This window comes from Algoriphagus sp. (genome assembly GCF_030694375.1).
Taxonomy (GTDB): Bacteria; Bacteroidota; Bacteroidia; order Cytophagales; family Cyclobacteriaceae; genus Algoriphagus.
The window spans coordinates 50206-73594 of sequence record NZ_JAUXYL010000038.1; the positions used below are offsets into that span (position 1 = coordinate 50206).

Consider the following 23389-nt stretch of genomic DNA (forward strand, 5'->3'; position numbering starts at 1 on the left):
AATTCCTCCTTAATTTGTCTGAGCTATCCTATTTGGGGTGGCTCAGACTTTATTTATATGAAGAGCTTTCCAATTTCCTTTTGCCTACTGCTATTATCTTGGCTTATTTTTTCCTGTGAAAAAGCTGTGCAACAAACTCCAGTCCAGGAATCCACTCCTTCTGACCCACTCTTTCGGTTACTAAGCGCTGATTCTACCGGAATTACTTTTTCCAATCCAATTGAAGAAAATCTTAACCTAAACGTCCTGATGTATGAATACCTCTACAATGGTGGAGGTGTAGCCGTAGGGGATCTTAATCAGGATGGCTTGGATGATATTTATTTTTCGGCCAATGTGGGCCAAAATCAACTTTATCTGAATGAGGGAAGTCTTAAGTTCAAAGACATCACACAATCCTCCGGAGCCAGTGGTCGACCAGGCCCCTGGAAAACCGGCGTAGTCCTGGTCGATATTAATGGGGATGGCAAATTGGATATTTACCTCTGTCACTCCGGAGCATTATTGCCGGAGAAGCGAAAAAATGAGCTTTTTGTCAATCAGGGAAATGATCCAAATGGGATTCCTCAGTTTAAAGAAATGGCGGAAGAATACGGGATAGCCTCTGACGCAACTTCTACTTCTGCTGCATTTTTTGACTTTGATCTGGATGGGGATTTGGATTTGTTTCTACTGAATCATAATACCAAATCCATCCAAAATCATGATGCCACTGTCACCAAAAATTTATTGAAAGAGAAGCACGAAGCAGGCTCCCAGCTTTTTGAAAATCAAAATGGAAAATTCATTGAAGTCACCGAAAAAGCCGGGATTTCAAGTTCCAGCTTGTCCTATGGATTGGGTGTTTCGGTGGCAGATGTAAATGGAGATGGCTGGCCGGATATCTACATCGGCAATGACTATTCCATGCCAGACTACCTGTATATCAACCAGAAAAACGGAAAATTCAAAGATGAAATTCAGGTGATGCTCGATCATGTTTCTCATTTTTCGATGGGAAATGATATCGCTGATATCAACAATGATGGCTTGATGGACATTTTTACATTGGATATGCTTCCCGAGGATAATCTTCGGCAGAAGCTTCTCCTTGCACCGGATAATTTTGAATTGTTTCAATTAAATCTGGACCGTGGATTCCACTACCAATACATGCGGAATATGCTCCACATCAATGCGGGAAACGGGACTTTTCAGGAAATAGGTCAACTGGCAGGAATCTCAAATACTGACTGGAGTTGGTCAGCTCTTTTTTCGGATTTTGATCTCGATGGCTGGAAGGATCTGTACGTCACCAACGGGTATTTGAGAGATTACAACAACCAGGATTTCCTGAAATACATGGATAATTACGTCCGAACCGCGGGAGGTCAATTGAAGCGTGAGGATTTACTCAATCTGGTCAAGTCTATGAGCTCATCCAACCTGAAGAATTATACTTTTCGCAATAATGGTGACCTGACCTTCGAAAATGTAAGTAATGATTGGGGGCTTTCGCAAAACGGAAACAGCAACGGTGCCGCCTACGCAGATTTGGACAATGACGGAGATTTGGATTTGATCATCAACAACATCAACTCACCGGCTTTTGTCTATGAAAATCTTGCCGTTCAAAAGGGGAAAGGGAATTTTCTTAAAATCGAACTGAAAGGCGAGGGTCAAAATACCATCGGTCAGGGCGCACTCGTGAAAGTTTTCGCCGGAGGAATAATGCAAGTTCAAGAGCAAAATATCTACCGGGGATTTCAGTCTTCAGTCACTCCAATTTTGGTGTTTGGAGTAGGTCAAAACACAAAAACCGATTCAGTCCATGTACACTGGCCCGGTGGTAAAGTTTCCATTCTCAAGGATTTAAATGTCAACGAATCTTTCATTGTTTCACAAGCTGAAGCAGGAAAAAGTCAAAATTCAAAAACGGTTAAACCCCAGCCACTATTTACGCAAGTGGCTAAAATCTCCTCCTCGAGAGCCCAAACAGTCAATGATTTCAAGAGGCAGCCACTTTTGAGCTTTGGTATCTCCGGAAACGGAAAAGCCATGGCAGTGGAGGATTTCAATGGTGATGGCAATCCCGACATCTTTTTGGGCGGAGGTGCAGGAGTCAGCGCCCGATTGATATTTGGTCAGGGGAATGGGAGATTTTCCAGAACCGATTCCACCGCATTCCTTGCGGCGGCTCTATCTGAAGATTCCGATGCCCTGAGTTTTGATGCCAATGGAGACGGGTTTTTAGATCTTGTAGTCGGAAGTGGAGGCATGCATCAATTTAATCTGGGTGATGCCGAACTTCAAGTCCGATTGTACCTCAACGACGGCAAGGGCAATTTTTCGTTGTCTCCAAATGGACTTCCAAAAGAGTCCTTTCCAACTGGTACTTTGGCGACTGCTGATTTCAATGGAGATGGCTTTGACGATATTTTCGTTGGTGGGCGTGTAGTCCCGGGGCAATACCCCACTTCTCCCGGAGCGCGTATCTGGATAAATGACGGCAAGGGAAATTTCACTGACCAAACTGCTGTTTTAGCTCCGGATTTCAAAAATATGGGCATGATCACAGATTCAGGTTTCGCAGATTTGAACGGAGATGGTAAGCCAGAATTGATTCTGGTAGGAGATTCTATGCCAGTCACGATTTTTTCTAAAACCGGAGCTATTTGGCAAAATGTAACCTCTGTGTACTTCGATTTGCCACAGATTGGATTTTGGTCAAACCTACTGATCGAGGATTGGAACTTGGATGGAAAGCCGGAGCTTTTCATCGGAAATCATGGCAAAAATTCCCAACTTTTTGCTTCTGACACCCAGCCCATGGAATTGCTTTACAAGGATTTTGACGCCAACGGTTCCACCGACGCCATTTTGGGCTATTACATTCAGGGAGAAAAATATCCTTCACCTAGTAGGGACGAGGTCCTCGGTCAGGTCTTGTTTTTGAAGAAAAGATACTTGGATTTTAAAAGTTTCTCAGAAGTGAAAATGGAAAATCTTTTCACTCAGGAGGAGCGAAAAGACAGTCGGTCCACATTTATCAACCGATTAGAAACGAGTTATTATGTTTTGGACCAAAGTGGTAAATTTCAATCTAAGCCCTTGCCTGTACAAGCTCAGTTCTCCCCTGTTTTTGCCTCGGTATTTAAAGATTTGAATGGAGATGGAAATCCCGATCTAGTATTGGGGGGAAATCTTTTTGATGCGAAAATCAAGTTTGGTCGCTACGACGCCAATCATGGTTTGGTTTTCCTTGGGGATGGAATGGGAGGCTTCAAGGCACTTTCTTCTGTTCAATCCGGGCTTTCTTTAAAAGGAGAAATCAGAAAGATTGAGGTATTTGGCGAATATTTGCTTTTTTACCTGAAAGGCGATGGGATTTACCTATTCCGTCACCATTTATCAAAAGAATTAAGCCAATAGCGGCAGAATAACGTAATTTAAATTTTGAAATTGCCCAACATAACCATGAAGAAGTACTTTGCGGCGTCCGGCCTCTTACTGATGAGCTTTCAGCTGAATGAGCGTGCCGTGTTTGAAGCTTATACCCAAAAAATTCCAGGTACGGAAGTGACCTTTGATATGACTCCCATTCCTGCCGGGACATTTCTGATGGGCTCCAATGATCCCGATTTTCCTGATCAAAACCCCATTCACGAAGTGAAATTGGATGCCTTTTGGATGGGTGTTCATGAGGTAACTTGGGATGCCTTTGAGCTTTTTTTGGATAAACACTTTGAAGAATCGATGACCGAAGGGGGGCTTGGGGAGCGGGTGGATGGTTTGACTCGCCCCAGTTTGCCATATTTAGACATGACTTTCGGGATGGGAAAAGAAGGAAAGCCTGCTGTGGGGATGACCCAATACGGGGCTCTTCAATACTGTCATTGGCTATATTTGAAAACTGGCATTTTCTATCGAATTCCGACAGAGGCCGAATGGGAATATGCTGCAAGGGCAGGCTCCAAATCACGGTTTTTCTTCGGAGAAAATGATGCTTTGCTTTCCGAATATGCATGGACGAATTCAAACAGTCAGGGAAGCACCCAAGCAGTGGGCTTAAAGAAACCGAATCCTTGGGGACTTTTTGACATTTACGGAAATGTACAGGAATGGACTATTGACGGGTATGAGCCTGATTTTTACAGTAGATCCGGAAAAGAAAATCCCTTCAATCCAGCAGAGAAACTTTATCCACACGTGGTACGTGGCGGAAGCTTTAAAACAGTAGACGATGAAATCGGGTCGGCAGTCCGTAAAATTTCCGATCCAGCCTGGAAGCGCATCGATCCTCAAATTCCAAAAAGCCAATGGTGGTTCCCCGAAGCTCCATTTATTGGATTGAGAATCGTGAGGCCACTGATTCCACCTTCTCCGGAAGAAATTCAAGCCTATTACAATCAAGAACCTATTGCTGATTATTAACAACCCTAACTAACCATATCTATGAAAACTCTTAATTCACGGAGGGACTTTATCAAAACTTCGGCCTTGGTCACAGGGGGAATTTTGGCTCCTTCTTTTATCGTTCCGGGCGCGTATGCAGCTCCTGCAAATGAGCTTAAGCTCGCCGTCATTGGCTGCGGAGGCCGAGGCACCGGTGCAGTATTTCAGGCTTTCGAGACTGGGCACCCAATCAAATTGGTCGCCATGGCAGATGCCTTTCAGGATCGAATGGACAGTAGCTACAAAGCTATTTTTGACAAGTATGGGAAGGATAAAGTAGATGTGCCCGTTGAAAAAAGATTCGTGGGTTTTGACGGATACAAAAAAGCAATGGCTGAGGCTGACGTGGTGATATTGGCCGCACCTCCGGGTTTTCGTCCTTCCCATTTTGAAGAAGCAGTAAATCAGGGGAAGCAGATTTTTGCAGAAAAACCAATGGCTACCGATGCTGCAGGCATCCGAAAAGTATTGGCTGCCGCTGAAGTGGCTAAAGCCAAAAAACTAAACGTGGTCGTTGGTCTTCAGCGTCACTATCAGAACAACTACCGAGAGGTCATGAAGCGAGTTCACAACGGGGATTTGGGAGAAATCGTCGGCGGACAAGTGTACTGGAATGATGGAGGAGTCTGGGTGCGTGAACGTAAGCCGGAGCAAACCGAGATGGAGTACCAAATGAGAAATTGGTATTATTTCAACTGGCTGTGTGGGGATCATATCGTAGAACAGCATGTTCACAACATTGACATCGCCAATTGGGCTAAATATTCCTACCCGGTAAAAGCAGAAGGAACCGGAGGACGGGCTGTCCGAACAGGCAAAGACCACGGGGAAATTTTCGACCATCACGTGATAACGTTTACCTATGCCGATGGCTCTGTCATTCACTCCGAGTGCCGCCATTTCCCGGGTGCTGCCAATCGTGTGGATGAGACGTTCCAAGGAACCAAAGGAAAGGTTTTCCTGAGTGCGGGCAACCATGGCGTGATGACTGACTGGAAGGGAAATCCAATCTATACCCACAATCGGGAAAATCAGCCTAACCCATATCAGACCGAGCATGATGAACTATGGGCAACTTTGGTCAAAGGTGAATACAAGTTTGCCGACGCAGAGAATGCCGCAAAATCTACCATGACTGCGATTATGGGGCGCTACGCTACCTATTCAGGGAAGGTCCTGACTTGGGATGAAGCGCTAAACGGTACTGTGGACTTATTCCCTGAAAAATTGGCTTGGGATGCTATGCCGAAGATCCTTCCTGGAGCTGACGGCTATTATCCACATGCCATTCCTGGTAAATCCAAAGTCGTTTAAACTATGGAAAGAAGAGGATTTATTAAGCGAATGGGATTAGGCAGTGCCCTTTTGGGTACCGCCGGAGCGATGAGTATACCTGCTTTTGGAGCTGAAAAAGTTCCGGCTCCAACCTTTAAAATGGACTTTGCGCCGCATTTCGGAATGTTTAAAAATTCCGCACCGGGAGGCCTTGTCGATGAATTGAAATTCATGGCAGACCAGGGATTCCGCTCATTGGAAGACAACGGCATGCTGAAAAGGTCGGTGGCAGATCAGGAGTTGATCGGGAAAACCCTCAATGATCTGGGCATGCGAATGGGTGTATTTGTAATCGATGGCGGAGACAATTGGAAAGTTTCTTTGACTACCGGAAAGCAGGAATTTTTGGATGTTTTTCTCAAAACATGCCGAGAGTCAGTTGAGGTAGCCAAACGGATAGGTGCCAAATGGGCGACCGTTGTACCGGGCTATTTTGAGCGCAACCTCCCAATGGGTGTACAGACAGGGAATGTGATTGAAGCCCTGAAAAGAGGTGCTGAAATTCTTGAGCCACATGGATTGACTATGGTATTGGAGCCATTGAGTGACAATCCGGATCTCTTTCTCCGTCATGCGGATCAGACCTACATGATCTGCAAGGCAGTCAGCAGTCCGAGCTGTAAAATCCTTTACGACATCTACCACATGCAGCGGAATGAGGGTAATCTCATCGCGACTATGGAGAAAACCTGGAGCGAAATTGCCTACATTCAGATTGGGGACAATCCCGGCCGTAAAGAACCGGGGACTGGAGAGATTCATTATGGAAATGTGTTCAAATACATCAATTCCAAGGGATTTACCGGAGTAATGGGGATGGAGCATGGCAATGCCTTGCCAGGAGTAGACGGTGAAAAAGCACTGATTGAAGCTTATCGCAAAGTGGACATTGTATGAAGTTAAGTACGCTTTTGTTCCTTGGATTATTTTGGGCGATTTTTTCCCAAGCTCAAAATCTTCAATGGAAAGAGTTTAATACACCTGTGAAAGCCTCCCTAAGGGGGCTTTCACCTGTTTCAGGTCAAGTTTGTTGGGCAAGTGGAAGCGGAGGAACTTGGCTCAAAACCACAGATGGAGGAGAAACTTGGGAACATGGCGTAATTGCAGGTTTGGATTCGGTAGATTTTCGATCAATACATGCATTTGATGCAAATACCGCTGTGGTGGCCTCAGCAGGCCAGCCTGCTCTTATATTAAGAACTGAAGACGGAGGCAGGACCTGGCATAGCGTTCATGAGGAAGGCGATCAGGCCTTTTTTGACGGAATAAGTTTCTTAAATAAAAAAAGAGGATTCGTGATCGGAGACCCTGTCAATGGGAACTGTATGGTCTTAGAAACCTTGGATGGAGGTAAAAACTGGAAGTCTTTGGAGAATTTACCTCCAGCAGAAACAGGTGAGGCCGCTTTTGCAGCTAGTGCTTCCTCCTTAATTGCTACCAAATCAGGATTGATTTTTGGGACAGGAGGCTCGGTATCCAATTTATATTTTTATGATTTTTCGGATCAAACATGGGATAAAGTAAAAACTCCCATGCTACAGGGAGAAGCTTCTCAGGGGATTTTTGCCGTCACAAGTACCGAATCAGGAATAGTAGCTGTGGGTGGAGATTATACCAAACCTGATTTCAGGGATCGAAATGCTGTTAGATTTGGCGCCGATTCGTTCGAGATTCCAATCGCTTCACCTCTTGGATATCGTTCCGGTTTGGGGTACTTCAGGAAGATTGGAATTATGCTTGCTGTTGGCCCATCCGGCTCAGATTTTTCAAAGGATGGGGGATTGAACTGGGAAAATTTTTCAATGACCGGATACCATGCTGTCAAGGTTTCTTCAGACGGAAATTCAACCTGGGCCTCAGGAGGCAATGGCAGAATTGGGCGTTTGATTCATTGATAAAAAAACTGCTATTTTTTATAGGAGAGGCATAGAATTACCCAGTTCTTTTGTGAAAATGTAAAGTTTTGGCTTTTGCCGCTTTTTATACAGCGCGTCAGTAGTATATTTAAGCAAGTAATTACATTATCAATTTTCCCAAATCTCACGAATCCAAAAATCCATGTTTGAAATAATTCCCTCCATTTGGCTAATCGATGGTAAATGTGTCCGCTTGAAAAGAGGCGATTTTGCAACCCAGGAGGTGATTTCAAGTAACCCGCTGGAAATTGCGCAGACATTTGAGGGTATTGGAATCAAACGACTTCATTTGGTCGATCTTGATGGAGCAAGAAGAGGTGAACCAAAAAACTATCACATTTTAGAAGCCATATCCGGATACACTGATCTATTGGTTGATTTTACCGGAGGAGTTTCTACGGATGGTGACGTTATTAAGTGTTTTGAGTTTGGAGCCAAAACTGTGACAATTGCCTCTGCAGCTGCAAATCACCCGGAGCGATTTGCTCAGTTCCTTTTATCCTATGGGAGAGAAAAAATAAATCTGGCAGCAGACACCAATCCAGAAGATCATAAAATAAAAATCAAAGGTTGGCTTAAAAAGACTGAAATAGACCTTTTTGATCATATCGAATTTTTTTATGACAGAGGTTTAAAATATCTCAAGTGTTCGGACGTCACCCGTGACGGCGTGATGCAGGGTCCAAACTTTGAGCTTTATAAAGAAATTCTTGACAAATTTCCATCGATCCATGTAGCAGCATCAGGAGGAGTAAGGGGGATTGATGATTTCAAAAAACTTCGGGATATGGGCATGACTGCAGCCGTTTTTGGCCGTGCATACTATGAGGGGAAAATAAGTCTCGCCGAACTTGAAAAGTTTTTACAAGACACATAAAACAAAAAAAGAGGCTTTCGGCCTCTTTTTTGATGTTTTGATGGTGATTATTAATCTGCTTTAAATTTATCAACGATATATAAAAAGATGTTGAAGGAAAGCGTCGAAGGGGAGTCATTCTTTTTCACCTCTTTTTCTGAAATAACCTCCCCAGTGTTTAAATCTTTTTTTACTAAAGTGGGAAGTGCTTTTTGAGGGACATTCACTTTAGGAGCAAGCAGGGAGGGAGATGCATGATCATTGATCACCGTGTGATCCTCCAAGATTATTTTATCGGTATTCCTGCTGTTATTTTCCTCGATTTTCCCATTTTCTGATTGCGCAGAAGCATCTATTGCTATCAGTGCCAAAAACAAAACAGCTACACTGAGTAATGCCGGCTTTTTAAAATGAGATACTGTTAAATTTAACATGAGTTATATTTAATTATGAAGGATTAAACTAGGGGATTAGCAAAAGGTTTCTAAAATTAAGAAAAAAAATGGCTATGCAAACGATTGACATAGAAGATTTCCTCAAAATAGACCTTAGGGTTGGCACGATTATCCAAGCAGAATTATTTGAAAATGCCCGTAAACCGGCATATAAAATTTGGATAGACTTGGGACATGAGCTTGGAGTCAAAAAATCCTCGGCCCAAGTGACAGATTTGTATCTTCCGGCTGATTTGATAGGAAGGCAGGTGCTGTGTGTTTGTAATTTCAAGCCACGGCAAATCGCCGATTTTATGTCCGAAGTTTTGGTCACAGGATTCACATCCATTGAAGGAGGAATAGTACTTGCCTCTGTAGAGCGAATGGTTCCTAATGGGTCAAAACTTCATTGAGATTTATGGCAGCGTTATTTTTAAGCCTATTTCGGAAAGCTGACAAGGATAGGTTTGAAGATCAGCACAATCACCAGCTGTGGCTTGCCCTGTTTTAAGTTCAAATCGGTATTGGTGTAGAGGGCAGATAATTTCTCCCTGCGAGTTGATGCTTCCTTGAATCAGTGAAGCTCCCCGGTGTGGACAAAAAGCAGAAAAACCATAAATCCTTTCTCCAATTCGGACAAGGCCAATTTCCCGAGTACCAAGCTTCACTTTTTTAACCCGGTATTCTGGCAGCATTTCAAAAACCTCTGAAATTGAGCCTCCCAAATAAAAATCTCTCATAATTGATTCATTTTTTTGATCCTCCCTATTTGCCACTCACTGATAAAATGTTGGAATTATGTACTTTGTTCCTGAACTTCATAGCATGTGAATTTAACCCAATTAACCATGAAAAAATATTTGCTTCTTCCCCTTCTCTTCCTGACAAGTTGGGTATTAGGTCAAAGTCTAGATGGGTCCTGGAAATTGGTGAGCCAAAATGGAAATGCGGTAACTGATCAGGAGTATATCAAAATTTATCAGGATGATTATTTCGCTTTTGGTGTCAAAAATGTAGCAGACAATACTTTCATCGGAGCCGGTGGTGGTCCATATAAATTTGAAGGGGATAAATATTCCGAAACGCTTGATTTTTTTACACTTAATCCGCTTCAGATCGGTACAACCACTCCCTTTAAAATCGAACTGGATGGAAAAAAACTCGTGCTTTCTGCAAATACAAACAACGGGATGCTGGTCGAAATCTGGGAACGGGTATCTGAGGCAAAAGATGACCTGACCGGCAATTGGGTGATTACCGGAAGAAAAAGGGACGATCAAATCTCACGCTCTACTCCCGGTGCTCGGAGAACAGTCAAAATATTGAGTGGAGGTCGGTTTCAATGGATCGCTTTCAACTCGGAAACCAAGGAGTTCTCTGGTACAGGTGGCGGGACTTACTCTGCAGTAAATGGGAAATACATCGAAAACATCACCTTTTTCTCAAGAGATAACTCTCGCGTAGGCGCCAGTTTAGGATTTGATTTTCAGGTAATCGATGGGGAATGGCATCACAGTGGTCTGAGCTCAACAGGAGCACCGATCTACGAAATCTGGACCCCTTACGCTATTGGATATAAACCGGCAAAATAACAGTGGAAGAATTGGGGGAATAGAAAAAGGAGCTTCAAAAGCTCCTTTTTTGTTATGCTTCAACCGCGTAAAGTTCTTTTAACTTTCCAACTGTATAGTCGACCTCTTCAATGGTATTAAAGCGGCTGAAGGAAAACCGTACAGAATCGCGTTCCGGATTGTGATCCAGTGCTCTTAGCACATGAGAACCAACAGTTGCTCCTGAGCTACAGGCAGACCCACCCGAAGCAGATATCCCTTCTAAGTCTAAATTGAAAAGCAACATGCCGCGGTTAGAATCAGATGGCGGAAGACTCACATTCAAAACCGTATAAAGGCTTTTTTCTAAATCTTCTGACAGTCCGTTGAATGATACTCCCGGAATATCATCTGTGAGCTTTTTGATGAAATGGGTTTTTATCTTTTCAATGTGCGTGCGGTGGCCTGCCATATCTTCATAGGCAAGTTCAAGTGCTTTGGCAATTCCGATAATTCCAATCACATTTTCAGTTCCTCCACGCATGTTGCGCTCCTGCGCTCCACCATGGATGAAGGGGTGGATTTTTTTGTCTTTTCTCACAAAAAGGAACCCCGAGCCTTTAGGACCATGAAATTTGTGACCGCCTGCAACTAAGGAATCCACATGCAGGTTTTTCAGGTCGTGTATAAAATGCCCGATTGTCTGAACAGTATCCGAATGAAAAAATGCGTCATATTCTTTTGCCAATGTTCCAATGCGATCCAAATCATTCAGGTTTCCGATTTCATTATTTGCATGCATTAGGGAGACCAGACTTTTTGGGTTCTCTTTCAGCAAAGACTTGAGCTGGTCCAGATTGATTTCCCCTTTTTCATTGACTTCAAGTAAGTGGAGTCTGACCGCTCCTTTTTTTGCCAAAACTTCCAAGGTATGAAGTACAGCATGGTGCTCAATCGGGGAAGTGATGGCGTGCGTGATCCCATGGCTTTCAATTCCACATACTAATGCGGTGTTGTCGGCCTCTGTTCCACCCGATGTGAAGAAAATCTCCGAGGGACTGGCATTAAGCAATTCCGCTACTTTTTTTCTGGATTTCTCGATGGCACTTCTCACCTCACGTCCATGACTGTGGACGGAGGAAGGATTTCCAAAATGAGATTTCATAAAAGGAAGCATGGCTTCGATCACCCGATCGTCCATGGCTGTGGTGGCGGCATTGTCAAAATAAACCTTCATCGTTTTTGGGTTGGGGTGCTGGGATTTGCGAGTTAGATCAGAGAGGCACTGACTACTTCTTTGATGTCCTGCATGATTTTCTTTGCCAAATGCTCCGCCGTCGCTTCAGATTCTGACTCGGAGTAAATTCGGATGATCGGTTCTGTATTTGACTTTCTCAAATGAACCCATTCTTTTTCAAACTCGATTTTCACGCCGTCAATATCATTGATTGGATGCTTTTTGTATTTGTTTTTGATTTCGAGAAGGATATTATCCACGTTGATTTGAGGAGTCAGTTCAATCTTATTTTTCGAAATATGATAGTTGGGATAAGTCGCTCTCAGCATAGAGCTTGACTTACCAAAGTTTGCCAGATGCGTCAGGAATAAGGCCACTCCGACTAATGCATCTCGACCATTATGGGAAGCAGGGTAGATAATTCCACCATTTCCTTCTCCACCGATGACGGCATTTACAGCCTTCATTTGATTTACCACATTGACTTCACCTACTGCGGCGGCGGTGTAAGTGCCACCTCTTTTTTCGGTTACATCACGAAGCGCCCGGGTAGAAGAGAGATTGGATACGGTATTGCCGGGAGTTTTGCTCAGCACATAATCTGCTACTGCCACCAGTGTGTATTCTTCACCAAACATAGAACCGTCTTCATTAACAAAGGCCAGTCGATCCACATCCGGGTCAACTACGATTCCCAGATCAAAGCTCCCTTTTTCTAATTTCTTAGAGATGTCTCGAAGGTTTTCAGGAAGTGGCTCAGGGTTGTGTGGGAAGTGACCGTCTGGGGTGCAGTACATTTCCTCAATTTCAGAGACTCCCAGGGCACGAAGCAATTTTGGGATAGCTATCCCTCCGGTAGAGTTAACTCCATCTACTACAATTTTGAAATTTCTTGCTTTGATCGCCTTGACGTCTACCAGATCAAGATCCAACACATGCTGAATGTGACGGTCGATGTAATCATCTATTTTGGAGTAAGAACCCAGTTTTTTTACCTCCGCAAAGGAAAAATCTTCATTTTCTGCTTTTTCCAGAATTGATTTTCCTTCTTCATCTGAAATAAATTCACCGACAGCATTTAGAAGTTTTAGGGCGTTCCATTGAATCGGATTGTGACTGGCAGTAAGGATGATTCCCCCTCCGGCATTTTCCAAAGGGACGGCATATTCTACGGTAGGTGTCGTGCTCAATCCAAGGTCAATCACATGAATGCCCATACCCTGAAGGGTAGCCGAGACTAGTCTGGAGATCATGTCACCGGAAATTCTGGCATCTCTGCCAATCACAACTTTGGGGTTATTGGTTTTTTGGATAACCCAAGCTCCATAAGCTGCGGTAAATTTTACAACGTCCACAGGAGTGAGTCCCTCTCCGGCTTTTCCACCGATGGTTCCCCTGATTCCTGAAATAGATTTGATAAGCGACACGTAATTTGATTTAGTAAAAGTGAATATCTAAAAAATCTTGTCTGAGACAGGATCTGATTTTATTTGAATTTTGCCAACACCTTGTCAACCTCATTCTCGGGGTTGCCGCAAGTGGTAGTGGAATCCATGGTTTTTCCGCAATACCCGCAAGTAGCTCCTTCTTTGTTGAGAAAAGGACTTTGGGATGCACAAGTACCCTTGAATTCACCGTTTTTAAGGAATATGAGCCTCACTGACATCAGGATGAAGAATAATGCCACGAAACCTACGGTAATGAATACTGTTGTCATAACGGAGAAATTTGCGCAAATTTAAAGCTTTACTTCGAAAACGTTCACAATTCCCGCTTAGTTTCCCAAGTCATGTCAAAATTGAGTACCCGAGCCGAGCAACTCGCCGCTTTAGATCGTTTATTGACCATCATGGATGAGCTACGAGCGCAATGTCCATGGGATAAAAAGCAGACTACAGAGAGCCTGAGGCATTTAACGATCGAGGAAACTTTTGAGCTTTCGGATGCGATTTTGGAAGGAAATCCGGAAGAAATAAAAAAAGAACTTGGAGATATTTTACTCCACATCGTTTTCTACGCCAAGATAGGCTCCGAGGAGGGTAATTTTGATATAGCGACTTTGACCCATTCCCTCTGCGAAAAATTAATCCGACGCCATCCACATATTTATGGCAATACCATTGCCACCGATGCAGATACAGTCAGTCAAAATTGGGAGAAAATCAAGTTGAAAGAAAAGGGGAATGTCTCAGTTTTGGGAGGCGTACCCAAGTCATTGCCTGCTTTGATCAAAGCCATGAGAATTCAGGAAAAAGCACGTGGTGTTGGTTTTGATTGGGAAGAAAAACAGCAGGTATGGGGAAAAGTGGAGGAAGAAATGCAGGAATTCAAGGAAGAATTTAATGCTGTCGATGAAAAGGTAATAGATAAAGAAAGGGCTACCGCGGAATTTGGGGATTTGCTCTTTTCCCTTATAAACTATGCGAGATTCATCGAGATTGATCCTGAAGAGGCTCTTGAGCGGACTAATTTAAAATTTATCAAGCGTTTTCAATATCTTGAAAATTCAGCCAAACAAAGCGGCAAAAATCTAAGTGAGATGACCTTGGCTGAAATGGATGTCTATTGGAATGAAGCGAAAATGAAGTAGGCGTTGGTCAGTTTGCAGTCGTAGAAAATAGTGACCAGTATTCAGTCTCAGTTGGCAGAAGTAATTCAGAATGCTGAAATAACTAATTTTCAATGACCAATGACCAATTACCAATGATCAATTACCAATAACCAATTACCAATGATCAATTACCAGTTACCAATAACCAATAACAACTCACCACACACCCAACATGCCCAACCAAATAATCTTTACCTCAGAAGCACCAGCACCTATCGGTCCTTATTCACAGGCCGTTTTGGCAGGAAACACCCTTTACATCTCAGGGCAGATTGCATTAGATCCGGACACCGGTGAGCTAATCAACGAAAATATTACGGAGGAGACGCATGCAGTAATGAAGAACATGGAGGCAGTCCTCCGCACTGCGGGCTTTTCTTTTTCAGATGTGGTGAAGTGCAGCATTTTTATTCGAGACATGGGACAGTTTGGCACCATCAATGAAGCCTATGGTCAGTATTTTAAATTAAACCCTCCGGCACGGGAAACAGTTGAGGTTAGTAAGCTTCCTAAAAATGTGAATGTGGAAATTTCCTGTATTGCTGTCAAATAGCTTGTTTTGACTCTATTACCACACCATAGCGAAACATTAGTCAGTGCCCTTTCCAAGAAGGAAATTTTGGGGCACCTGATTCGTGTGACCCGCGAGGTAAACTATCTGGATGCCCGCACGATGTCGGACCCCAAAATCAAATTCAATGGAATGATCGGTCAGGAAGGATTCAGAATTTCCAAAGTGATTGACAGGGGAGATACTTTTCTGCCGCTAATCACCGGAGAAGTGGAGTCTACCCCAAGGGGAAGTATCATTTTCATCAGATATAGGCTCTTTCCGGGTGCAATTTTTTTTCTGGCTTTTTGGAGTCTTATTTTGCTGGCTTTCATGGTATTCTATATTGCAGCGATAGGTAATCTAACCTATGGATTCATTTGCCTGGGATTGGCTGTTTTCAATTACGTGCTTGGCATGTTCTTTTTTCACAGGCAAGTAAAAGCCTCACGGGAAGTATTCCATGAGTTAATTAATTTTGAGATGAAGGGAAAGGATTAACCATTGCACTTTTTAGGCTAAAAGACCTTCAGTCCCTACCTTTGCGCTTTGTATTCAAACCCATATACCAAAAATATGTCTATCCGAATCGAAAAAGACACCATGGGGCCAGTAGAGGTTCCTGCTGACAAATATTGGGGAGCTCAGACCCAACGTTCCATCAACAACTTTAAAATCGGAGGCGAGAAAAACCGCATGCCGATTGAGATTATCCGAGCATTTGCACTTTTGAAAAAAGCAGCAGCCTTGACCAATGCCGAATTGGGTGTTTTGGAACAGGATAAGGCGGACATTATCGCCATGGTTTGTGACGAGATCCTTACCGGGCAGCATGACGAGCAATTCCCTTTGGTGGTGTGGCAGACCGGTTCAGGTACACAGTCCAATATGAACTCAAACGAAGTAATCGCCTATCGTGCCCATGTGCTTTTGGGAGGTTCTCTGGAAGATGCCAAAAAGAAAATTCACCCAAACGATGACGTCAACAAGTCTCAATCCTCAAATGACACTTATCCGACGGCGATGCATATCGCAGCCTATCAGATGGTAGTAGAAAATACCATTCCCGGAGTGCAAAAATTGAGAGATACCCTGGCTGAAAAATCAGAAGCTTTTAAAGGAGTTGTAAAAATCGGGCGTACCCACTTTATGGATGCCACTCCACTTACTTTGGGACAGGAGTTCAGCGGGTACGTGGCCCAGTTGGATCATGGATTGAGGGCATTGAAAAATACGCTTTCACACCTTTCCGAGCTTGCATTGGGCGGAACGGCAGTGGGTACCGGCTTGAATACTCCACAGGGTTATTCTGAGTTGGTCGCAAAAAAAATAGCAGCCCTTTCCGGTCATCCATTTGTCACTGCGCCAAACAAGTTTGAAGCCCTTGCGGCTCATGACGGTATGGTGGAAGCGCATGGGGCATTGAAGCAAGTGGCTGTTTCTCTTATGAAAATTGCCAATGACATTCGGATGCTTTCATCAGGTCCAAGATCAGGAATCGGTGAAATATTGATTCCTGAAAACGAACCGGGATCCTCCATCATGCCGGGCAAAGTCAATCCAACGCAGGTAGAGGCAATCACAATGGTCGCTGCTCAGGTGATGGGAAATGACGTAGCCATTTCCATTGGTGGATCGCTAGGCCACTTCGAACTGAACGTGTTCAAACCATTAATTGCAGCGAATTTCTTACAGTCAGCAAGACTGATTGGAGATGCTTGTGTGTCATTTAATGACAACTGTGCGATTGGTATTGAGCCAAATATGGCCATGATCCAGCGTCATCTGGAAAATTCCCTGATGTTGGTGACGTCACTGAATCCATATATTGGCTACGAAAACGCCGCTGCAATTGCCAAGAAAGCGCACAAAGAAGGGACAAGCTTGAGAGAAGCTGCAATAGCTTTAAACTTACTTACCTCAGAGCAATTTGACGAATGGGTCAAGCCAGAAGATATGATCGGTGGATTGAAATAAGTTTTTGAAGAATCTGTAAATCAAGAAAGCTGCTCGAAAGGGCGGCTTTTTTGGTTTTACGAGGGTCTTATCTTTTTCTAATCAATATTTTTTGATGTTATTTCTAAGTAAGAAATTGACCCCTTAAAGATTTATGCCTTCTTGATCTAGAGTCTAGATAAAGAATTTCATAATTGTAAACCCCGATACCGAAACTGAAATGAAAAAACTTGCATTCCTTGCGCTTTGTCTGATTTTTTTCTCAGGATTTAATCCTAAATCATTGACCTGGGTGGCAATCGGAGATTCCATCACTTACTTAAATGACCATCCTGATGAAACCGGAAATAGGATCAGCAAGGGATATCTAAGCTTGGTGCAGGATAAATTTCCGGACCTCGAAGTAATCAATAAAGGTTACAATGGATGGACAGCAGTAAAAATTGCTACGGAGTTCGAAAAGTTAGAGATTCCTAAAGCTGATGTTTACAGCATATTTCTTGGAACCAACGATTGGTGGGGAGGAAGGCCTGTGGGTACGCTGCAAGATTATCTGGGAAATACCGGAGTTGGAACGGTACATGGAGCTTTTCGGGTAATTGTCGATAATCTTAAGAGTTTGAATGGTCAGGCAAAAATAATCTTGATCACACCAATGCAGCGGGTTGATTTTGTCTACATCAATGATTACAAAAACAATGCTTACGGCTCATATCGCGAGAAAAACGGACAGCAGTTGGAGCAGTTTGCTAATGCAATAGTGTCAATTGCCAATTATGAAAAGTTTAACGTGGTGGACTTGTACCATAAAAAAGGAATGGGCCATGCGGATTTGGTAAAGTTTAAACGACTAAAAGACCCCCAGACTGGAGAATACTTAAAATACAAGTACCCGGATTTTATTGATATCAACTTTGATCCTAAAAAGGATGAATATCCTTATCCGGCAAAGTCAATCAAGGTTACCTATGATGGACTACATCCATCGGATAAAGGGTACCGGATGATCGCTAAGGAGTTGTATCCGATTTTTAGGGAAATGCTTAGGTAAAAAAAAAGGCCTCAGATGGCCCTTTAACATTATTGTAGCCCCGACGGGAATCGAACCCATATCTAAAGTTTAGGAAACTTCTATTCTATCCCCGTCCGACTGGCGTCAGCCGGGCGGGCATTGAACTACGGCATCAATTTTTGTTTTAAAAACTTTCTTCCATGGGATGATTTAAAGTATTTCTCTCGTTTGATGGCTTCATTCAAACTCTCAAATTCTTCAAAATAAACAACCTCAAAAGGGATATAAGGACGAATTGATACTGTCATCCCAGAATTGTGCTGCTCCAACCTCTTAACCAGGTCGGTGCAGTGACCTTTGTAATAGTATTCAAAGTTTTTGCTTTTGAGCACGTATGCATAATACATAGTTGATATGGTCAAAAGTTAGTAGCCCCGCCAAGAATCGAACTTGGATCTAGCGTTTAGGAAACGCTTGTTCTATCCGTTGAACTACGGGGCCAAATATTAAAATCCTAATGTGACGTTTAAGGAACGCTTGTTCTAATCATGGAAACCCGCCTTCAGACAGGTAGATATAAGCCCAAGAATTAAACAGACTCGCAAGATAAAGTAATTCTAAACTTTCTGGCAAATATTCTGAACTCAACTTGTGGCTTTCCAATCATTTAAGCTATCTTTGCACTCCAAATTTAGGATGGACGGGTTCCATCCAATCACTTAATCTAAACAATTATGTCTGTAAAAATCAGATTAGCACGTCGAGGCAGAAAGAAACAAGCCATCTATGACGTCGTTGTAGCTGATGCTAGAGCTCCACGAGATGGACGCTTCATCGAAAAAATCGGAACTTACAACCCGAACACAAATCCCGCTTCCATCAACATCAACAATGAGCGCGCTCTTACCTGGTTGTTGAACGGAGCTCAGCCAACTGATACTGTGAAGGCCATGCTTTCTTACAGAGGTATCATGCTGAAGAAACACCTTCAGATTGGTGTATTGAAAGGCGCTATCACTCAAGAACAAGCAGACGATAAATTCAATGCTTGGTTGGGCGAGAAGGACTCTAAAATTGCTGACAAATCCGACAAATTGGCTACTGCAAAAGCAGATGCTCGTTCTAAGGCACTTGCCGCTGAAACTGCCAAAAATCAAGCTCGAATTGATGCCAAGCAGGCAAAAGAAGATGAGCAAAAGGCGTTGCTTGCTGCTGCTGAAGCTGCAAACAATCCTGCTCCTGTAGCTGCTGTTGAGGAAACTGTAGTAGCTTCTGAAGAAGTAGCTCCTGAAGTGACCTCTGAAGAAGTGGCTCCTGAGGCTGCACCAGAAGCATCTGCTGAAGGCGAAGAAGCGAAAGCATAATATAAATCTCCCCCATGAACAAGGAGCAGTGCTTTCAATTGGGCTATGTAGCCAAAGTTCATGGACTTCGTGGTGAAGTAAACGTGATGCTGGATGTAGATTATCCTGAGGATTATGAAGATCTCAAGCATCTATTTCTCGAACAGAAAGGCAGATTAATCCCTTTTTTCCTGGAGCATTTTGTGCTTCAACCCGGAAATAAGGCGCTGGCAAAGTTTGAGGATTTGAATACCATCGACCAAGTAGAGGGGCTGGTTGGATCGGAAGTTTATCTTCCGCTTACCGAACTTCAGGAATTGGATGAGGATCAATATTACTTTCACGAATTGATTGGTTTTGAGGTCTTTGACGAGACCAGAGGACTGATCGGGCCTGTGCAGATCGTATATGATCTGGAAACACAGGATCTCCTCGGGGTGACCCATCAGGGAAAGGAAGTTTTGATCCCAATTCAAGACGGAATCATTCTCAAAGTGGACAAGGCAGCAAAAAAAGTTTTCTGCCAGTTGCCCGATGGCTTACTTGAAATTTATCTGGAAGACTAATCCATGCACATTGACATAATTTCTGTCGTGCCCGGCTTGTTGGAAGGCCCTTTTTCTCATTCTATTCTGAAAAGAGCAGAAGAAAAAGGACTGGCCAGCGTTCGGGTTCACAACTTGAGAGATTATGCGACAGGCAAACAAAAGCAAGTCGATGACTATGCCTTTGGTGGTGGAGCCGGGATGGTGATGATGATCGAGCCAATCGCCCGATGCATCGAGGCACTTCAAAAGGAAAGAACGTACGATGAAATCATCTACATGACGCCGGATGGAGATACCTTCGACCAATCCATGGCAAACGGACTTTCGCAAGTTGAAAACCTCCTGATCCTTTGTGGTCATTACAAGGGAGTGGATCAACGGGTGAGGGACTTGTTCATTACCAAAGAGATCAGCATCGGAGATTTCGTTCTTTCGGGAGGAGAATTGGCAGCAGCGGTAGTCGCAGATGCCATTATCCGATTGATCCCGGGAGTATTGAACGACGAGACCTCCGCCTTGACAGATTCCTTCCAGGATGGCCTTTTGGCACCGCCTGTTTACACCAGACCCGCTGAATACAATGGGATTGGAATTCCGGAAGTGTTGCTTTCAGGACATGAAGCCAAGATAAGCGAGTGGAGATTTGAAGCGTCGGTTCGCCGAACCAAAGAAAAAAGACCTGATCTGCTGAAAGGCACCGGGTGGGAGTAGGCGAGACAAGATTTTAAAAAGTAATTCATTTAAGCCACTGCGGTGGCAAACTGCGAAAGCATAAAATATAGAGCTATGAGCGATCTAATGAAAATTGTAGAAGCGGAATACAGCGAGGCGAGAGCCAAATTCCCTTCTTTCAAAGCCGGTGATACCATCAACGTACACGTACGAATCAAAGAAGGTAATAAGGAGCGTATCCAGCAGTTTCAGGGAACTGTGATCCAAAGAAAAAACCCGAATACAAACGGCGAAACATTCACTGTACGTAAAATTTCTAACGGAATCGGCGTTGAGCGTATCTTCCCTATCATCTCTCCTGCGATCGAGCAAATCGACTTGCTAAGAGAAGGTAAAGTAAGAAGAGCCCGTCTTTACTACCTTAGAGGACGTCAGGGTAAGGCTGCACGTATCAAGGAGAAAATCAGACCAAGAAGCTAATTCTTGTTCGGATAAAAACAAAAAAGGAACTCAGCAATGGGTTCCTTTTTTGTTTTGGCTTGGTTGGACCGGAAGATTTGATTCAAAAGACTTCTTGCAATTATGCTTAATAAAAGCCCAAATCTAACGACTTGGGCCCTTTTCAGACTTCATACTTTATTTCTTGCTTTCCGTCACCGCATGATGCGCAGCCCGTGCGGCAAAAGCCATGTAGGTCAAGGATGGATTTTGTGTGGAAGTGGAAGTCATCGAAGCACCGTCGGTCACATAGACATTCGGAACGGCATGCAGCTGATGGTTGGCGTTGAGCATCGATGTTTTTGAATCTTTGCCCATACGTACACCGCCCATTTCATGGATATCCAAGCCAGGTGCCCGCTTGTCATCCCGTGTCCGGATATTGGTAAATCCTGCCTTAGTAAACATCTCAGACATTTGTTCGATGTAGTCTTTGATCATTTTTTCGTCGTTGTCGTCGTATTCCACATTGATTTTGAGCTGAGGAATTCCCCACTCATCTTTCAGCGTTGGATCCAAGGCGACATAATTACTTTCCTTTGGAATCGTCTCGCCCATCATGTGCGAACCCACATACCAAGGACCGTATTCACTTGGATTGAGGAGGTTGTTTTTCAACTCCATCCCGATGCCTTCCGAATTGGTTCGGACACCTCTTCCGGCCGAAAAACCTGCAGCGTATCCTCTCAGGAAGTCTGTCTCCTGCTTGTACACATTTCTGAATCTTGGGAAGTAGCCGCTTGTCGGACGTCCACCCGAAGTGGTATACTCTGAGTGTCCTTCATGCTCGGCAGATACACCAGCGCGATAGTTGTGAAATGCAACGTATTTGCCCAGCACTCCACTGTCATTACCCATGCCATTTGGAAAACGATTGGAGGTAGAGTTCATCAAGATAAGATTGGAGTTCAAGGCCGCTGCATTCAGGAAAATCACGTCTGAATAAAACTCCTCTGTTTCCTTGGTCAGCCGATCTACGATTCGGACACCAGTAGCTTTTCCTTTTTCATCATCATAGATGATCGAATGCACCACGGCATCTGGTCTCATCGTGAGATTTCCGGTTTTTAGGGCCCAGGGAATGGTGGAGGAATTGGAACTGAAATAGCCTCCAAAGGGACAGCCCCGCTGGCAGAGGTTTCTGTTTTGGCATTTTGCCCTGCCTTGCTGGGCAAAAAAATCCAGATTGCCATTGATGTGCGCACAGCGGGAAGAGATCATGTGGCGGTCATTGCCGTAGTTTTTCTTCAGTTGCTCCGCAAAATACTTTTCTACCACATTCAATTCGTACCCGGGAAGAAATTCTCCATCCGGAAGATTTGGTAAGCCGTCTTTGTTGCCCGAAACTCCCGCAAATTTCTCCACATGGCTGTACCATTTTTCGATGTCTTTGTATCGGATCGGCCAATCTACTGCGAAGCCATCACGTGCGGGACCTTCAAAATCAAAGTCAGACCAGCGCTGTACCTGTCTTGCCCAAAGCAGGGATTTTCCCCCAACTTGGTACCCACGAATCCAGTCAAAAGGCTTCTCCTGCACATAGGGATGTTCGGTATCTTTAACGAAAAAGTGCATCGCATCCTCCCGAAAAGCATAGCATCGACTGACGACCGGATTTTCTTCCTGAATTTTTTGAGGCACCTGACCCCGATGCTCAAATTCGTATGGAAGCATGTTTGTAGTCGGGTAGTCCTTGATATGCTCCACATTTTTTCCACGCTCCAGCATCAGTGTTTTCACTCCGAGATCGCAAAGTTCTTTTGCGGCCCAAGCACCACTGATTCCTGAACCGATGACAATGGCTTGATAGGTTCGTTCTTGTTTACTTCGGATATTCAGATTAGCCATTAATGCGGGGTTTTTGTAGGTCGGAGATCAGCACAGCACCATTGTACTCGCCGGGAATGAGTGAATAAGGAATTACTTCGGTTTGGATGTATTCAGAGGCCATATAGCCTTGGATGGTTAGGCGTTTGGTGGAATTCAGAAAGTAAGAAACGTTTGCCCGTTCTTTTCCCTCGGGCGTATCATCTCCTTCTAGTTTGGTGCCGGTGAGAATCAATTCCTCTTTTTCCTTGGTGGAAAGTGCCTCAAATTTCTTAGCTGCGGTTTTTTGCACATAGTCAGGAAAGGCGGTAAGTCCAGCCGTGAATTTTTCCTGATTTTCGGTGGTAAAGCAGTCATTGACCATGACAAGGATAAAGTCGGGGACTTCCAAATTGAGTGCTCCTTTGATCTCTCCTGCAGGGATTATCGTGTCTGAAATTGATCCCAGGAGGGTTTTTTGAGAAGCTGTAATTTTTAGATTCTGATAGGCGGCAAGGATGTCATCGCTGCTGAAATCACAGGAAGGAATCAACACGAGTCCTCCGGAGATCAGGGCGAGATGCCGCAAGGCGATCCGTCTGTTCATATAAGATAGATTGGGTTTAAAGCA

The 23389-nt window shown here is 43.9% G+C and carries 25 protein-coding genes and 1 tRNA gene; 17 read left to right on the forward strand and 9 right to left on the reverse strand.

The features are described 5' to 3' along the window. Nucleotides 1–57 precede the first annotated feature (57 nt). The 6 genes from Q8M62_RS11925 to Q8M62_RS11950 all read left to right on the forward strand — a co-directional run bounded on the left by Q8M62_RS11925 (nucleotide 58) and on the right by Q8M62_RS11950 (nucleotide 8562). Nucleotides 58–3411: a VCBS repeat-containing protein gene (locus tag Q8M62_RS11925; RefSeq protein WP_305668159.1), complete on the forward strand. Its 3354-nt coding sequence runs from the start codon at nucleotides 58–60 to the stop codon at nucleotides 3409–3411. A 45-nt stretch (nucleotides 3412–3456) separates the two neighbouring features. Continuing rightward, nucleotides 3457–4413 (forward strand): SUMF1/EgtB/PvdO family nonheme iron enzyme, encoded by a 957-nt coding sequence (locus tag Q8M62_RS11930; RefSeq protein ID WP_304899467.1) that lies wholly within the window; start codon nucleotides 3457–3459, stop codon nucleotides 4411–4413. 21 nt (nucleotides 4414–4434) lie between these two features. Beyond that, complete coding sequence (locus Q8M62_RS11935; protein WP_304899466.1) at nucleotides 4435–5748, forward strand: Gfo/Idh/MocA family protein; 1314 nt, start codon at nucleotides 4435–4437, stop codon at nucleotides 5746–5748. 3 nt (nucleotides 5749–5751) lie between these two features. Next, the gene (locus Q8M62_RS11940; RefSeq protein WP_304899465.1) at nucleotides 5752–6666 is read left to right on the forward strand and encodes a hydroxypyruvate isomerase family protein; all 915 of its coding nucleotides are present in this window, start codon (nucleotides 5752–5754) and stop codon (nucleotides 6664–6666) included. Then, nucleotides 6663–7664: a YCF48-related protein gene (locus Q8M62_RS11945; RefSeq protein ID WP_304899464.1), complete on the forward strand. Its 1002-nt coding sequence runs from the start codon at nucleotides 6663–6665 to the stop codon at nucleotides 7662–7664. The genes Q8M62_RS11940 and Q8M62_RS11945 overlap by 4 nt, the downstream gene beginning before the upstream one ends. Before the next feature lie 163 nt (nucleotides 7665–7827). After that, entirely contained in the window at nucleotides 7828–8562 is a 735-nt protein-coding gene (locus Q8M62_RS11950; protein ID WP_304899463.1) for a 1-(5-phosphoribosyl)-5-[(5-phosphoribosylamino)methylideneamino] imidazole-4-carboxamide isomerase, read from the forward strand. 50 nt (nucleotides 8563–8612) lie between these two features. Here the strand turns inward: Q8M62_RS11950 and Q8M62_RS11955 are convergent, their stop codons facing one another. After that, entirely contained in the window at nucleotides 8613–8975 is a 363-nt protein-coding gene (locus Q8M62_RS11955; RefSeq protein WP_304899462.1) for a hypothetical protein, read from the reverse strand. A gap of 74 nt (nucleotides 8976–9049) precedes the next feature. Between Q8M62_RS11955 and Q8M62_RS11960 the strand changes: the two genes are divergently transcribed. Next, nucleotides 9050–9388 carry a tRNA-binding protein gene (locus Q8M62_RS11960; RefSeq protein WP_304899461.1) on the forward strand — a complete coding sequence of 113 codons (339 nt, stop codon included), beginning with the start codon at nucleotides 9050–9052 and terminating at the stop codon, nucleotides 9386–9388. 3 nt (nucleotides 9389–9391) lie between these two features. On the opposite strand, the gene Q8M62_RS11965 is transcribed toward Q8M62_RS11960, so the two are convergent. Then, a complete protein-coding gene (locus Q8M62_RS11965) occupies nucleotides 9392–9715 on the reverse strand; it encodes a Rieske (2Fe-2S) protein (protein WP_304899460.1) in 324 nt (107 codons plus the stop codon). A 108-nt stretch (nucleotides 9716–9823) separates the two neighbouring features. On the opposite strand from Q8M62_RS11965, the gene Q8M62_RS11970 reads away from it, so the two are divergent. Beyond that, on the forward strand, nucleotides 9824–10567 hold the full coding sequence (locus Q8M62_RS11970) for a hypothetical protein (protein WP_304899459.1): 744 nt from the start codon (nucleotides 9824–9826) through the stop codon (nucleotides 10565–10567). A 52-nt stretch (nucleotides 10568–10619) separates the two neighbouring features. Here the strand turns inward: Q8M62_RS11970 and Q8M62_RS11975 are convergent, their stop codons facing one another. Genes Q8M62_RS11975 through Q8M62_RS11985 form a run of 3 tightly spaced genes read right to left on the reverse strand, consistent with a single transcriptional unit; the run spans nucleotide 10620 to nucleotide 13479 of the window. Further along, the gene (locus Q8M62_RS11975; protein ID WP_304899458.1) at nucleotides 10620–11762 is read right to left on the reverse strand and encodes a cysteine desulfurase family protein; all 1143 of its coding nucleotides are present in this window, start codon (nucleotides 11760–11762) and stop codon (nucleotides 10620–10622) included. 32 nt (nucleotides 11763–11794) lie between these two features. Then, entirely contained in the window at nucleotides 11795–13189 is a 1395-nt protein-coding gene (glmM, locus tag Q8M62_RS11980; protein WP_304899457.1) for a phosphoglucosamine mutase, read from the reverse strand. A 59-nt stretch (nucleotides 13190–13248) separates the two neighbouring features. Then, nucleotides 13249–13479 carry a hypothetical protein gene (locus tag Q8M62_RS11985; RefSeq protein WP_304899456.1) on the reverse strand — a complete coding sequence of 77 codons (231 nt, stop codon included), beginning with the start codon at nucleotides 13477–13479 and terminating at the stop codon, nucleotides 13249–13251. Nucleotides 13480–13551: 72 nt separating this feature from the next. Between Q8M62_RS11985 and mazG the strand changes: the two genes are divergently transcribed. The 5 genes from mazG (at nucleotide 13552) to Q8M62_RS12010 (ending at nucleotide 17930) form a co-directional block, all read left to right on the forward strand. Beyond that, nucleotides 13552–14352, forward strand: coding sequence for a nucleoside triphosphate pyrophosphohydrolase (mazG, locus tag Q8M62_RS11990; RefSeq protein ID WP_092730316.1), 801 nt, complete (start codon nucleotides 13552–13554; stop codon nucleotides 14350–14352). Nucleotides 14353–14545: 193 nt separating this feature from the next. Further along, nucleotides 14546–14926 (forward strand): RidA family protein, encoded by a 381-nt coding sequence (locus Q8M62_RS11995; RefSeq protein WP_304899455.1) that lies wholly within the window; start codon nucleotides 14546–14548, stop codon nucleotides 14924–14926. Between the two features lie 6 nt (nucleotides 14927–14932). Continuing rightward, nucleotides 14933–15424: a hypothetical protein gene (locus tag Q8M62_RS12000; protein ID WP_304899454.1), complete on the forward strand. Its 492-nt coding sequence runs from the start codon at nucleotides 14933–14935 to the stop codon at nucleotides 15422–15424. A 75-nt stretch (nucleotides 15425–15499) separates the two neighbouring features. Further along, nucleotides 15500–16900, forward strand: a complete 1401-nt coding sequence (fumC, locus tag Q8M62_RS12005) for a class II fumarate hydratase (protein WP_304899453.1) — start codon at nucleotides 15500–15502, stop codon at nucleotides 16898–16900. Between the two features lie 199 nt (nucleotides 16901–17099). Next, complete coding sequence (locus Q8M62_RS12010) at nucleotides 17100–17930, forward strand: SGNH/GDSL hydrolase family protein (protein ID WP_304899452.1); 831 nt, start codon at nucleotides 17100–17102, stop codon at nucleotides 17928–17930. A gap of 125 nt (nucleotides 17931–18055) precedes the next feature. Here the strand turns inward: Q8M62_RS12010 and Q8M62_RS12015 are convergent, their stop codons facing one another. Both Q8M62_RS12015 and Q8M62_RS12020 read right to left on the reverse strand, forming a co-directional pair. Further along, complete coding sequence (locus Q8M62_RS12015) at nucleotides 18056–18298, reverse strand: GIY-YIG nuclease family protein (RefSeq protein WP_304899451.1); 243 nt, start codon at nucleotides 18296–18298, stop codon at nucleotides 18056–18058. Between the two features lie 22 nt (nucleotides 18299–18320). Beyond that, nucleotides 18321–18392, reverse strand: a tRNA-Arg gene (locus tag Q8M62_RS12020). 233 nt (nucleotides 18393–18625) lie between these two features. Between Q8M62_RS12020 and Q8M62_RS12025 the strand changes: the two genes are divergently transcribed. The 4 genes from Q8M62_RS12025 to rplS all read left to right on the forward strand — a co-directional run bounded on the left by Q8M62_RS12025 (nucleotide 18626) and on the right by rplS (nucleotide 20934). Beyond that, nucleotides 18626–19255 (forward strand): 30S ribosomal protein S16, encoded by a 630-nt coding sequence (locus tag Q8M62_RS12025; protein WP_304899450.1) that lies wholly within the window; start codon nucleotides 18626–18628, stop codon nucleotides 19253–19255. A 14-nt stretch (nucleotides 19256–19269) separates the two neighbouring features. After that, the gene (gene rimM, locus Q8M62_RS12030) at nucleotides 19270–19800 is read left to right on the forward strand and encodes a ribosome maturation factor RimM (protein ID WP_304899449.1); all 531 of its coding nucleotides are present in this window, start codon (nucleotides 19270–19272) and stop codon (nucleotides 19798–19800) included. Between the two features lie 3 nt (nucleotides 19801–19803). Further along, nucleotides 19804–20493 carry a tRNA (guanosine(37)-N1)-methyltransferase TrmD gene (trmD, locus tag Q8M62_RS12035; protein ID WP_304899448.1) on the forward strand — a complete coding sequence of 230 codons (690 nt, stop codon included), beginning with the start codon at nucleotides 19804–19806 and terminating at the stop codon, nucleotides 20491–20493. Nucleotides 20494–20568: 75 nt separating this feature from the next. Then, the gene (rplS, locus tag Q8M62_RS12040) at nucleotides 20569–20934 is read left to right on the forward strand and encodes a 50S ribosomal protein L19 (RefSeq protein WP_304899447.1); all 366 of its coding nucleotides are present in this window, start codon (nucleotides 20569–20571) and stop codon (nucleotides 20932–20934) included. Nucleotides 20935–21090: 156 nt separating this feature from the next. Here rplS and Q8M62_RS12045 read toward each other — a convergent pair whose 3' ends face one another. Beyond that, nucleotides 21091–22800 carry a GMC family oxidoreductase gene (locus Q8M62_RS12045; RefSeq protein ID WP_304899446.1) on the reverse strand — a complete coding sequence of 570 codons (1710 nt, stop codon included), beginning with the start codon at nucleotides 22798–22800 and terminating at the stop codon, nucleotides 21091–21093. Continuing rightward, nucleotides 22793–23365 (reverse strand): gluconate 2-dehydrogenase subunit 3 family protein, encoded by a 573-nt coding sequence (locus Q8M62_RS12050; protein ID WP_304899445.1) that lies wholly within the window; start codon nucleotides 23363–23365, stop codon nucleotides 22793–22795. Before Q8M62_RS12050 ends, Q8M62_RS12045 begins: the two co-directional genes overlap by 8 nt. Between the last annotated feature and the right edge of the window lie 24 nt (nucleotides 23366–23389).